Genomic DNA, 13,993 nt, shown 5'->3' on the forward strand with positions numbered 1-13,993 from the left:
AACCTGTAATATCCAAAGGATTGTTAGCCAGGTTAAGCGGAAAAATGATCTCGCCCGAAGTGGTAAAGCCCGCGCTCCTGTTTAAGTCATTTAATTGCTGGACAGATGAATAACAGGTAAACAGGTAGTTTTCAGCTTCGTTTTTACTTCTGAACGCGTAGTCAATTGTTCCTACATCGGGCGGAACAACATCAAGGTATTTTTTACATGAGCCGCTTAATACCATTAAAAATAATAAGCAAATATGTTTATAGTTGAATTTCATGATACTCTTCATCTCCTTATAAATTAACATTCAAGCCAATATTGTACACCTTTTGGATAGGGTAGTTAAATCCATTGCTTCCCAGTTCCGGATCCCAAAGTTTAAATGAGCTCCAGGTAATAAGGTTGAGGCCATTAACATATAACCTCAGACTGCGTAGGCCCAGCCTTTTTGATACAGATACCGGCAGTGTATACCCAAACTCGACCGACTTAAGCCGCATGAACGCACCATTACGCAGCCACCAGGTGCTTGGCTGTAAGTTGTTTTCGATAATGTTGCGGGTTGTTCCTAAACGCGGGTAAGTAGCGTACAGGTCCTGATGCTCTTCGCTCCAGTGGCTATCTGCAAATTGTTGTAATAACTGGGTATTGCCATAAATGTAGTCCTCCGTACTTTGCACAAAAGGGCTAACCTGGTTAGGGTCCACAAAGAATGAAACCCTTGCCTGCCCCTGGAAAAATGCTGAAAGATCAAAGTTTTTGTATTGAGCAGATACACCGTACCCGTAAACAATTTCGGGTACCTGCGGATAGCCCAAAAAGGTTTGGTCGCGGCTGTCAATAATACCGTCGCCGTTCAGGTCGCGGTATTTAATATCGCCGCCTCTTGGCGCTTTGCCTGTAGTTGAAAAGATCTGCGTTGGCGATGCAGCAGCTTCGGCATCATCAACAAATAACCTGTCGGCAATATATCCATACCCAATACGGATAGGTTGGCCAACAAAATGGCGATATGCTTCAGGGTAGTTAGGCTCCTCGTAATAAGTATATTTATCTGTTGCCAGGGTAAAGTTACCACGTCCGGAAATAAGCCATGAACTTCCGATGCTTTGCTTATAGTCAAAAGAAAGATCGATACCTTTTGAGTTAGCTTTACCTAAATTGGCATAGATATCGGCCTCAAGTCCTGAGGTACTTGGAATGTATGATCGTTTTTGCAGGATGTTGTACCTGTTATAATTATAAAATTCGGCTGTGATATTCAGCTTTTTGAACAAGGTCATTTCCAATGCAAGGTTTGCCTGTTTGGAAGTTTCCCAGGTTACGTTAGGGTCGGGATAGTTAAGGATGGTGGCACCATTATGCGCATAGCCTGCGTTGGTACCAAAGGCGGCAGAAGCTCCACCATTAAGGTTTACGTTTGATGCATAAAAGAAACGCCGGTCGCTGATAGCGTCATTACCCACCAAACCATAACTGCCGCGCACTTTTACCCTGGTGAAAATATCTGCCAGCGGTTCAAAGAACTTCTCGCCTGATACCAGCCAGCCGCCACCGATGGTTGGGAAAAAGCCGTAACGGTGTTCGGTAGAGAACCTTTCGGAGCCGTTGTAACCAAAGTTAAATTCGAGAAAGTATTTGCTCTTGTAATTATATCCTGCCCGGCCCGCAACACCAAGGTTACGATGCGGTAAGGCGTATTGCAAATCAGGTTGCTTTGTAACTGGATTGATTGCGTTTGAATAAACCGTTTGCTGCCGGGTTAGCACCATGGTTGCCGAAAGATTATGATCGCCAAACTGCCTGCTGTAATCAAAGTTGCCCTGCAGGTAGATCTGATTGCTGATAACAGGTGTGCCTGGAAAATACGACAGGTACTCCTTAGCATCGTTGGGATCCTGATTGAGCCACACCAGCGAATAAGTATTGTTTACTTTATCATAGCTGCCAACATTGTAATAGAACGGATTATACCCGTAATTGGCATCAAAGTAAGAATATCTGTTGGTACTGAAGATGCCATGAAAGTTTAAGCCTTTGGTAATAAAATCAAAACCCTGGTTCAGCTCAATTTGCGCAAGTACCCGCGATTCTGATGAGGTTTTATGCCCTCTTAGCAGTAACGCATATGGGTTATTATAAGGCACTCCCTTTTCAGCCGGGGCACCGAACAAAATGTGTTTGGTATCGCGGTTAGCAGAATCGGCAGGGAAATAGGCCGGGAATAGCACCGGACTGGTATGCAGCGCAATTTTGTAAACATCCGAGTTAAACGAACCATCGGTTGTAAGCGGCCCTGCGTATTCACTGAAAGTGCCCGAAAACCGCAATATCAATTCGGTGCTTTTGGTGAGGTTGAGGTTAACGTTTGAACGTAACTGGTAATTTTGAAATTTAATGTTGTTACTGTTGTTATTGGCCGGGTCCTCGACCAAATTACCATGGTCAAGGTTGTATGAGCCGGCTACATAGTAACGGGCAAAGGGTGTACCGCCGCTAATACTTAAGTTTCCCCGTTGGGTTGATGTACGCTTTTTTAACAGCATACCAAGCCAGTCAACTGCCGGGTATACATAAGGATTATAGCCCGGTCCTTTAGCCAAAGTGTTTTGGGTATTGATGATCTTATCCGGATCAAAAGGCGTTGGCTGATACGGATCACGTGATAATGTAGCCTCATTAAAGAGGTTCATGTAGGTGATAGGATCAGCTATTTTAAGCGACTGTGTATTTTGCGATATTGAATTTTCTGCACGGAAGCTGATCTGCGGCTTGCCAATTTTACCCTGTTTGGTAGCCACTAAAATTACCCCGTTAGCACCGCGGGCACCGTACAAAGCTGTTGCACTTGCATCTTTCAGGATAGAGAAACTGGCGATGTCATCAACCTGCAAGCGGGCAAGGTCATTGGTTGTAAGCTCGATGTTATCTATCAGGATCAGCGGGTCAACTTTATAACCAAATGTGGTTACACCCCTGATAAAGAACTGAGCGTTATCTTGCCCCGGCTGTCCCGTTCCCTGGAAAGCGATGATACCTGCCGCCTGGCCTGCAAGGGCGGTGGTTAAGTTACTTGCCGGGATCTTTAACTCGGCCGGTTTTATGGTAGTTACCGAGCCGACGATAGCTTCCTTACGTTCCTTTTTACCGTAGGCGGTAATTACAACCTCTTCGGCCTGCCTTACATCCTCAACCAAAACAACATTATACAGTTTGTTGTCGGTGCTTACGGTAAAAGTTTGCGTAACAAAACCTATAAAAGATACCCGGATCACCGAGCCGCTTTTTACATCAAGAATGAATTTACCATTGTTATCTGTTACCGTACCACGTTTGGCATCGTTCACCACGGTGATACTTACACCAGGTAATGTTACGCCCTTTGAATCGCGCACGGTACCGGTTACGGTAATATCGGCTATATCTTCGGCATGATTATCATTTTTAGATCCGTCAGCTTCTTTAATGATGACCGATTTACCGTCAATAGTATAAGTTAAAGCTGAGTTTTTAAGGCAGATTTTCAGCGCTTCTTCAAGCGGGATATTCTGGAAGTTCACATCCAGCGGAGGCACATTTTTTATACTCTTTGCCGACCAGAAGAGGTTATAGCCTGTTTGCTTATTTATTTCATTGAATATTTGTTTAAGCGTTGCATCATTCTGTTTATAAGTGATTTTTTGTGAAAAAACCGCTGCACTTGCCTGCATGAATGCCAGGAAGAGTATAAACGTCGTTATCTTCATGATGAGCAGAAATTTCTTAGGGTAGCACGAAGGCGTACAAATGTTTGTAGTAAAAATTTTATACATTTGTTAAAGGCTGTTTTAAGTTGAAATGTTACGACAATTACATTCAGGTTTTAAAAAGCTGATAGGAGCAGGGGCATCGGAAGTGCCTCTGTTCTGCTTTTTATAAACCGCTGATCTGCTTTAAGCTATGGGTAGGTATTGGTTTTTCTCATATTGTTTGTTTAGTTTAAATTGGTTTATTGGGGTGGTTATTTCTTCTTACTTACGGTTATGGTAGCACCCTGAATGCTAAACCGGGCATCGCCGGTTTGCTCCATCATTTTTAACAGGGTTGTGATATTGGCAAAGCGGGTGGTTACAGCACCAAATGTTTCTTTTTTCAGGCTTTGATCTTCAAAAACAACATCTACATTATACCAGCGCGATACACTGCGCATAATATTTTCCAGCTTCTCATCATCAAAATTGAAGTAGCCGTTTTTCCAGGCTATGGCGTCAGCGGTATTTACCTCGTTCACGTCAAGGGCGCCGGTTAATCTGGCCTGCTGTCCTGGGTTTAAGATTGCACTCCTGCTGGCGGCAGTTATCCGCACCAGGCCTTGTAATAAAGTTGTTTTGGTAACAGCGTCATCTGAATAGGCGTTAACATCAAAGTGCGTACCCAGCACCTCAACCGTTTGCCGGGTGGTTACCACCCTGAATGGCAGATCCTTGTTATGGGCAACTTCAAAATAAGCTTCACCCGATAGTTCAACGCGACGCTCTTTCTGGTTATTAAAACTTACAGGGAATTTCAGTGAGGTATAAGCATTAAGCCAAACCTTTGAGCCATCCGGCAACACAACCTGGTATTGGCCGCCTTTAGGTGTTTCGATGGTATTGAAGGCATCAAGATCGGTACTTGACGATGCACCAGGCAGGTTTTCCCTGCCGGTTATGGTGTATACCAGCTGCCCGTTGGCGGCCTTGGTTACCTTAATGCCGTTTTGATTTGCAATTTGTCCGTTACCGGCATCGGTAAGGGAGATCTTACTGCCGTTAGCTAATGTAAGTATAGCTTTATTTCCTCCCGGATGGATATTTGATTGAGCAACACGGGGAGGGAAGTTTTCACGATCTGTTGTAAGCATCCGGGTAATAAACAACCCGGCCACACCCAAGATCAATACAGCAGAAGCAGCGGTTATCCATCTGAAGACCGGTTTCGTTTTAGCAGGTTTGGTTTCCCGGTTGAGCCTGGCAAGCATGGCTTCGCCGCTCATCTCTTCACTTTCGGGAAATTCGGCATCCTGGTATGCGTTCTCGCGGTACCAATTCAGTAATTCCTCGCGTTCGGCTGCTGTTGCAGTATTATCCCGATACTTTTTAATTAAAATGTAGATACGTTCCTGATCCAATTGGTTTGGGTGCTTATTATACGGGGGTACCCTGAAAGCAACCTTACCCTACATCGATTTTGAAAAAACTATCTGTGAGCATTTATAGTTTGCATTGGCCCAAATGATGTGTTTTAAAACTCTTTATCGCTCATTTCGCTGTTAGGTAGTTTTAGTTTACCGGTAAAGCGGTTGAGGTTAAAACTGACATTCAGCAAAAAAACATTGGTTTCGTAAATGTAGTTGGTTGTGGTAAAAAAGTCGGTACCCGAGGTAGTGATGCGTTGCTTATTGGCACCAAACACATTTATATTTTGCCAAAGCAATGATGCTGAAAAACGGCCGTTCATAAATGTTTTTTTAACGGAGGTATTGGGTACAAAAAAGCGGGAGTCTTCTCCCTGTGCGGTTGGCCGTTTTGATAAATAGTTTACGTTGGCCTGCATGCTCCATGTTCTTGAAACCTGGAAATTGGTATTGCCATTAATTGAATAGGCCCAGGTCTTATTAGCAATGGTTACCGGCATGTTTAAGATCCGGATATCGCCGGTGATCTGATAGTTATAAATATTGGCGCCAAGATACAAGCTCCACCATTTTGCGGGCTGTAAATTAGTCCCGGCTTCTAAACCCCATTGCCTTGCATTACCTGCATTGGTATAAACACGGTTCAGGATAGTATCGGCATAAACGCTGTTTAACCGTTGGATCGGATTTTTTATATGCTGATAATATAGCGTAGTAAAAAAAGATCCTTTACTGAATGTACGGGTCAATCCCAATTCTGCCAGGTCAATAAACTCAGGTAACAAGTCGGGATCTCCTTCTTCCAATGTTTCCGAGTGTTCCCTTTCCGGTATCGGATTTAACTCCAGGTTGGTAGTACGATTGATCCGCCTGCTGTAACCGGCTTTTAAGTTAAGCCCTTCCTGCAAATGATACAACAGGTTAGCCGACGGAAACAAATTTGATAAGTTAAGCCTATGCTGATTGGCATCATAGGAAATATCAACGGTGCGGGTTGCATATTCATAGCGCAAGCCGCCGGTATATTCCAGTTTCGATAGCTTACCCGAATACTGGTTATACACCGAATTAATTACATTTTTGGCATGCAGGCTCCCGTTAAACTTATCAGCATCGGCTTGATCGGTCGGAGGTGTAACCAGATAGTCAAACTGACCGTCCTGGGTATCATACCTAACCTGGTACCCACTTTCCAACTTGCCTTTACCAAGAGCGATGCTGTGATCCACCTTAAACCGGTAACCTTTTATGGGCCGCTTATAGGGATTATAAACATATTGAATGGGATCTGTTATATTGGGGTAATGGAGATTTCGATTTGTCGTATCTCCATACAAATCGGCATTTTCATAAAGTAAACCGGTCGCGAGGGTTGATTTATCGGCAAATGTATGCGTATAATCAAGACTTGCCAAAGCGAAGTTGCCTTGCTTGGTTTGCGTATTGGCATTATAATAAGTGGTGCTTTTAATGGGAGCGTCAGTTGCCAGGTTGTTGGTGGTATTATGATACAACAAATCCGCCTCCCTGTCCTGGTAACGTTTGCCAAGGAAAACGCCTGCCGAGATCAGGTTTGAAGCATCGGCTGTATAATTTATGGTAGCCCTTCCGGCATAGTTGTACTTTTTGAAGCTGCGTTCGCCAATAGAAGGGAAACGGGTTATTGTACCGGTACTGAGGTTTTTGGTGTAAGCATCGCCTTCACGATACCCTGCATTATCATTACGGTTATAGTTACCGCCAATAGATATATCCCATTTTCCTTTTCTATAATTCAAGGTCGCATCGCCGCCAAAACGCACCGGTTCTCGGCTGTTACCATAATCCTTAACCGAGGGCAGGCCTCCTTGTGCTTTGGCGGCAACGGTAAAGCCATCACTGACACTCTTTTTTGTAATAATATTCACTATTCCCCCTCGTCCATCCGGATCATATTTGGCAGATGGCGCGGTGATCAACTCTATATTATCTACTGCATTTGCAGGCAACTGGCTTAATACTGTTTGTGCATCAGTAAGTACCGGTTTGCCGTTAATGAGCACCATAAAGCCCGAAGAACCGCGTACGCTGATATTGCCTTCACCATTTACTGATACAGAGGGCAGGTTTTTCAGTGCGTCGATAGCCGATCCCCCTTTAGCCGATTCAAACTGCCCGGCTTTATAGCTTTGCTTGTCTATTTTATTCAATGTCCCGATCTGCCTGCCGGATATACTTACTTCGTTGAGTAATTGCTTACCAGGAGTAAGCGCTACGTCAACTTTCGTTGTCGCATTTATTGCACTAATTGTTATAATTTGCGAATAGGTTGTCTGATAGCCGAGAAAGGCAATCTTTAAACGATAGCTACCTGTCGCTACACCTGCAAAGTTAAAGCTGCCGCCCGCATTGGTAACTAAGCCAGTTATTATGGTCGAATCCCTGCTTTTGAGCAGAGTGACAGTTGCGTATTCTATCGGTTGTTTGTTTTGATGATCAATAATGGTCCCTTTTATGGTACCCGTTTGTGCAAATAAACTTTGGGTAATTCCAAACAAAAAGATAAGCAGGAAGAGTTTTAAGTAGCGCATATAGACTGTTCAACGAACAGCCTAAAATTAGACAAAAGGAAAAACCGCGAATTGTACAATACGTCGTTTTGATTGTATCGCTATTTTTTGGCCAAAGCTAATTCCCGGTAATGGCCGGGTGTAAGGTTGGTGTGCAACTTAAAAAAGTTAATAAAATGGGGAGCATCGGCAAATTTAAGCTGATGGGCAATTGCGTTTACCGGTGATGCCGTAGCCGAAAGCAATAATTTGGATTCAAGTAAAACGCGTTCGTTAATAATGGTCATGGCCGTTTTGCCAACAGCTTTTTTGCAGGTTTCGTTTAAAACCGCAGTTGTAATATTCAATTTATCTGCATAAAACAAAAGCTGCCGGTTTTGCATAAAGTGCTCATTAACCTCGCGCTTGTAAAGTTGAAATAGCTGATCGGATGCCGAATGTCCAATCCTGACAGTTTGCGATAAGTGCCTGAATTTGGTGATCAGTAAATGCAGATATGCCCTATATACTTCAGTGCCGGCTTCTCCTGTTTTAAATTCAGAATAGAAGGCGGCTACCAGCTCAAATAATAATTCATGCTTTTTTAAAGTAACCTGTGAAGGTAGGGTATACAAAAGGTCGATATCTTCCTTTCGTAAAAGCTCTTCCCTGAACAAAATCACGTACCCTTTGGGGATAGCCGTAAAATTCCAGCAGTGTGTCTGACCTGGCCGGAGATAGTAAATGACAGGAGTAACCACTTCATAATCATGTGTATCCACTTCATGGAATCCTGCTCCTTGGCTTAATACAATCAGCTCATGATAGTTGGCATGCCGGTGAGGTTTTGTTGGCTTGATCATTTCTTTCATTAAACTAACTTTCACAAGTTGCTCAACTGCCATTTTATCTTTTACCGGGATTTCTGCGGTTATTGATCGGGTCGCCATTTATCTACTGAAATAATGGCTAAGGTACCAATATTCATGAGCAGGCAGCATAGTTTTAATATTACGGATTTATTTAAAACGGCATTGTTGTGAACATGGCTGTTCCACCGTTCCCCCCTCAATTATTTAAGCAAGGCAATAATGGTATGTAAAACCGCCACAATGCTCCATCCGTAGTTTTTCAGTTCGCCGCGGATTATTTTAAGCGCGCGGGTAAGGTTGGCTTCAACTCCTTTTTCGCTGATCTCTATCTTTTCAGCTATTTCATTGTTTTTTAGCCCAAGTTCGCGGCTATAACGAAATACCAGGCGGCATCTTTCGGGCATCTCTTCAACAATGCCATTGATGTACTCCTGCAAAAAAAGTGCGTCAAGCTTGTGTTCATCATGGGTGATATCAGCAAACTCGTAGTTTTCTTTGGCCAGGTCGGCGCGGTGTTTTTCACGTTGATAGTGCTTGAATACACTGAATTTTACAGCGGTGGCAAGGAAAGCGCCAATACTTTGTATTTCGACAGAACCACGACGCTCCCAGAGGGATAAAAAAACCTCGTGTACCAGATCTTTGGCAACCGCGGTATCCTTACTGTGGTTCCAGGCAATGCCGAGCATCTTTTTCCAGTACCGCTGGTAAATTTCTGTAAAGGCGTCATGATCGTCTGCCTGCAGCAAACCGGTTAACTCCTGATCTGTATATATACTGTACTTTGACATTCGCCCCGTTCCGGAGATTCTCGCTAATTGGTTACCGGCCCGGACCACAGCGGGAACTGCTCCAAAACCGGCTACAAATATGCAATATAATTTTAATGAAAAAACTATTTTAAAGTTTATCCATAATTCGGCAGTTTAGGTACCGGGACAATATCATCATGCAGGAGGAAGGATCAAACGAAGTGTGAATCATTTTGCCCTGGATGCGGGTGATTAAGGCTAAATATCATCATCACGTTGATTTTGATCCTTCTCTTTTCATTTTATCGGTTTTTCGGAGTTAAACGAAATAATAGAAAACTACATAAAGCCAAAATCCATACGCCCAGGCCACCATATAATAGAACGTTCCCAAAGGCATTAGCAAGGACGATTTTAATTTGACTGGCTGAGATCCCAATTTTATTGACCAGCGTATTGTTTCCTGATATCATTCTTTCTGCCAGGTTATGCAATTCGTTAACATCAGGATACCCCGGCAGGATATTTTTAATATGATGGAACACCCCGTTAATCAATATAGACCCCATTACAGCAATGTTGATGGCAAGCGTTATTAACCGTGCACTTGTATCGATACCGGAAGCCATTCCTACTCTGTCATTTGAAACGGCACCTGTGGCCGTATTGGTTACAGGTGTATTAGTCATCCCAAGCCCAATGCCGGCCACCAGCATCCCGCTTAATAGTGTTTCCCAGTTTGCATTTTCAACCAAACAACCATATCGCATCAATAAAAAGCCAGCCCCGATTAAAAATAACCCGGAAGGGATCACTATGCGAGCTTTAAAACGCAATGTCAGATACTCAGCTAATGGAGGTACCACTAAAGAAGGTAAAGTATATGCCAGTAAGCAAATACCTGTAAAGATCACACTATAGCCAAAACCGGTTTGAAACAGAATAGGTAAGTAAATGATAAATGGCCAAAAACTAAAGTTCATTCCGATAGAACCCATGATAGCCCCTGAAAAATTATTGATCCTGAACACAGAAAAATCAAACATGGGGTAGCTGCTTTTCTTTTCGATCCATAAGAATATAATAAAGCAGGTAACCGACAATAATAGTATCAGAATCATTTTGATATTGTTAAAGCCAGTGTCCGGGCTTTGAATAATGAAATAGGTGAGGCCAAATATCGATGAGGCCAGAAACAATATTCCCCAGATATCCAGCTTTGGCGAATTGCTGTCTTTTGATTCTTTTATATATTGATATCCAATCAATATTGTTATTAAAGAGATGGGTACATGTATCAGAAAAATCCAGCGCCAGTTTAGTCCCGTCATAATAGCACTGCCAATAATAGGCCCAAACCCTAACCCAATTCCAACAATCACGCCCCATATCGAAAAAGCTTTTGCACGTTGCCTTGCCTCCGGAAACTGATTGGAGAGATTAGCAATTGTACAAATGAACATTGCACCGCCGCTAAGCCCTTGCAGAAACCGGCTGATAATTAAAGTGGGCATGTTCCGGGCTAAGCCGCAAATGAGCGAAGTGATACCAAACAAAATGATATTATAGAGAAAGATCCGCTTTCTCCCATATTTATCGGCCAGCGTGCCTGCCGCCATGAGCACTGTACAGCAGGCAATGGTATAGGCGTTCATTATCCACTGAAGATCTTTAAAATTTCCATGTAATTCTTTTTCGATAACAGGTAGTGAAACGGGTACGCTCGAAATTTCGAATCCAAACATTAAAGCGGCGAGGCAGACCGCTATCAGTGAACCATTATCATCTTTGTTGTGCTGTGAATTATTCATCTTTTGTTTTTTTTGACAAAATTATACTGATGAATGGATGTTATGTAGGTATAAATCTGTTATAATTGGGTAGATTTACAATATGCGAAAGGAGAGTCTTAATCAGCTGGTAGAAGTGTTGCATAGTAAATATGAACAATGTACCTACACTGTGCAGTTAACTTTTTTTCAAATTGCTTATGTTATCACAGGTTCCGGCTTCCTGCATATTAACAATAACAAAATTTCCTATCAGGAGGGGAATTTAATGTTGCTTACGCCTAATGATGAATATCGTTTTGAAATTGAGAGCGCAACTGAATTCCTTTTAGTGAAATTTTCCAGGAAATATGTAAATGAATCCTCCTGGAATGACAACTGTATGGAATGCGTATTGTACCACGCTTCGCATGTGCTGGGATGTGTTTTGAAAAATAAGCCCGATGAGCCGATTGTAAAACATCTTGCTCATGCTTTAATACACGAGATAGCTAATAATGATCTATATAGTAAAGAAGCTGTGCTGCATTTTGCAAATGCGCTGATTGCAGTAACTGCAAGAAACCTTACCAAAATGAAATCAGAGAATCTTCAGGCTAATACTGATGCCAGGATTCATGATATTATAGATTATATCCAGACCAATATTTATATGCCTGAAAAATTACGGGCGAATGTGATCGCGGAAAAATTTGGCTTGTCAGAAACCTATTTAGGCACTTACTTTAAAAGGCAGAGCGGCGAAACGCTCTCCTTGTTTGTTGCCCGGTATAAACTCCGGTTAATTGAACACAAACTAAAATTCAGTGATAAGCGCATCAATGAAATAGTCGCGGAATTTAAATTTTCGGATGAAAGCCATTTAAATAAGTTCTTCAAAAAACATAAAGGCATTAGTTTAACTGCTTTCAGAAAGACTTGATTTTTACTGTTGCTAACGGATTCACTGGAGGGACGTAAAGACAGTTTTAATTAAAGCTTCTGAGCTCAATGATGGGCTCTGTCCTTTGTTTAATGAATTGAAATCCTAAACAGAAATATTAAATAGATATACTTTGCAAGTTATTGATTATAAATGCTGATTGCGTTTAAATTCACTTGGGGTACAATTGTATTTCGCTTTAAATACTGTCGAAAAATAATTGGGACTGGAAAAGCCTACCATATAGGTGATCTCGGATATGGAATAGCTTTCGTGTACCAGCAAATATTTGGCTTTTTTGAGGCGGCGGTTCAAAATATAATCGGTAATGCTGCAACCAAGCAGGGCTTTCACCTTGCGGTACAATTGTACCCTTGAAATGCCTATGGTTTTGCAAATGTCATCAACATTAAAGTTTTCATTGGCAAGGTTCTGCTCTACAATGCCTGCAAAATCATTCAGAAATTTTTTATCGAGAGTTTTGGATACCGGCATTTTGCCGTGGCTTACCTCACTGCTGAAATGCTCTTTCAATATCACCCTGTTTTTGATGAGATTTTTGATGGTGGCCAACAACTGGTCAAAGTTGAAGGGTTTAACCATATAACAATCGGCCATACTGCGGATGCCGTCAATCTGCTGTTCAACACTGGCCTGTGCGGTTAACAATATCACGGGTATGTGCGATGTGCGCATGTCTGTTTTAAGGCTTTCGGTTATGGCCTTGCCCGACATGCCGGGTAATACCACGTCAGATATGATCAGATCAGGAACTTTTTCAAAAGCTTCGCTTAAGCCCAGGTTACCGTTATCGGCAGTAAAGATTTCATAGTCGGTGCTAAGTTTATTATTCAGGTAATTTAAAAGATCAGCATTATCTTCAATAATGAGTATTGATTGCTCTTTGGGCGTTTCAAAATGATCGGCATTGATTATTTCTTCGGCCTGTTCCAGGTCGGTGGTATAGATCCTTGCACGTTCGTCGATAGCGGCAGCGTTGCTCGTACGTGTGTTTTTGTCGGCAGTGTATTTGTGCGGGTTTCCCAACGGTAACGTGATGGTAAAAGCCGTACCCTGCCATTTCCTGCTTTTTACGGTAATGGTGCCATGATGAATGCCAATGATCTCTTTTGACAGCGATAAACCCAGGCCCGAGCCTTTGGCATTACCATTATCGGCCTGGTAAAATTGGTCAAAAACGTGTTCAGCCTCTTCCGATTCCATGCCTATGCCGTTGTCGCTAACGGTTATTTCAACCGTATCGTTATCGGTTGGTTTAATGCTGAGCTCAATGCGGCCATTATCTTTAGTGAATTTCATGGCGTTTGATACCAGATTAAAGAATACCTTATCAAGCATGTTCGCATCAAACCAAACAATTATGTTCTTTTCGGCCGATGACAGGCTGATATTGATATTGCGTTTTTGGGCGTTATGCTGAAAGCTATCCAATATATCGCGCACAAACTCCACCAGGTTACCGGGTGATGCATTGATCTGTTGTTTATCATATTCAATTTTGCGATAATCTATCAGCTGGTTAACCAGCCTCAGCAGCCTGAATATGTTTTTGTGGATCAGTTTTAAATTTTTGCCCGCAATAATATTGAGCTTTTCATTACGCATCATATCCTCAACCGGCGACAGGATGAGAGTTAGCGGCGTACGAAACTCATGCGAGATATTAGTGAAAAAGTTGAGCTTGGCCTCGGTGGCAGCCTCAGCAAGGGCCGACATCTCGATCAGTTGGTTCCGTTGTGATAAAATCTCGTCGTTTTTAACCTCCAGGCTTTTATTGATCTTCCGGTTTTCCATCAGCGAATAAAACGCAAGTCCTCCAAAAACAATGGCCAGCACCAGCGTAATAACAATAATATTGAGCACCAGTTCCTGGCTGTTATATACCTCGCGCTGCTCTGCCAATAGCGATTGCTGCCGTTCAATATCTTTTTGCTGGCTGTTGATCTTGTTCCATTGCAATTTCAT

The 13,993-nt window shown here is 42.5% G+C and carries 8 protein-coding genes and 1 pseudogene; 1 reads left to right on the plus strand and 8 read right to left on the minus strand.

Going from position 1 to position 13,993, the window contains the following annotated elements; genetic code table 11:
- From VF500_RS08805 to VF500_RS08835, 7 genes and pseudogenes are all read right to left on the minus strand, one after another.
- A pseudogene (locus tag VF500_RS08805) lies at window positions 1–265 on the minus strand (RagB/SusD family nutrient uptake outer membrane protein); the annotation flags it as partial.
- A 16-nt stretch (window positions 266–281) separates the two neighbouring features.
- Window positions 282–3,734: a TonB-dependent receptor gene (locus tag VF500_RS08810; protein WP_330859321.1), complete on the minus strand. Its 3,453-nt coding sequence runs from the start codon at window positions 3,732–3,734 to the stop codon at window positions 282–284.
- Window positions 3,735–3,988: 254 nt separating this feature from the next.
- Window positions 3,989–5,137 carry a FecR family protein gene (locus VF500_RS08815; RefSeq protein ID WP_330859322.1) on the minus strand — a complete coding sequence of 383 codons (1,149 nt, stop codon included), beginning with the start codon at window positions 5,135–5,137 and terminating at the stop codon, window positions 3,989–3,991.
- Between the two features lie 113 nt (window positions 5,138–5,250).
- On the minus strand, window positions 5,251–7,713 hold the full coding sequence (locus VF500_RS08820; protein ID WP_330859323.1) for a TonB-dependent receptor domain-containing protein: 2,463 nt from the start codon (window positions 7,711–7,713) through the stop codon (window positions 5,251–5,253).
- 80 nt (window positions 7,714–7,793) lie between these two features.
- Window positions 7,794–8,621, minus strand: a complete 828-nt coding sequence (locus VF500_RS08825; protein WP_330859324.1) for a helix-turn-helix transcriptional regulator — start codon at window positions 8,619–8,621, stop codon at window positions 7,794–7,796.
- 122 nt (window positions 8,622–8,743) lie between these two features.
- The gene (locus tag VF500_RS08830; protein WP_330859325.1) at window positions 8,744–9,334 is read right to left on the minus strand and encodes an RNA polymerase sigma-70 factor; all 591 of its coding nucleotides are present in this window, start codon (window positions 9,332–9,334) and stop codon (window positions 8,744–8,746) included.
- A gap of 263 nt (window positions 9,335–9,597) precedes the next feature.
- Window positions 9,598–11,106, minus strand: coding sequence for an MFS transporter (locus tag VF500_RS08835; RefSeq protein ID WP_330859326.1), 1,509 nt, complete (start codon window positions 11,104–11,106; stop codon window positions 9,598–9,600).
- Window positions 11,107–11,188: 82 nt separating this feature from the next.
- Between VF500_RS08835 and VF500_RS08840 the strand changes: the two genes are divergently transcribed.
- Window positions 11,189–12,007, plus strand: a complete 819-nt coding sequence (locus VF500_RS08840; protein WP_330859327.1) for an AraC family transcriptional regulator — start codon at window positions 11,189–11,191, stop codon at window positions 12,005–12,007.
- A 147-nt stretch (window positions 12,008–12,154) separates the two neighbouring features.
- Here VF500_RS08840 and VF500_RS08845 read toward each other — a convergent pair.
- Window positions 12,155–13,993, minus strand: a 1,839-nt coding sequence (locus VF500_RS08845; protein ID WP_330859329.1) for a hybrid sensor histidine kinase/response regulator transcription factor, incomplete at its 5' end; no start/stop codon positions are given.

The organism is Mucilaginibacter sp. (assembly GCF_036383575.1).
Lineage (GTDB): Bacteria > Bacteroidota > Bacteroidia > Sphingobacteriales > Sphingobacteriaceae > Mucilaginibacter.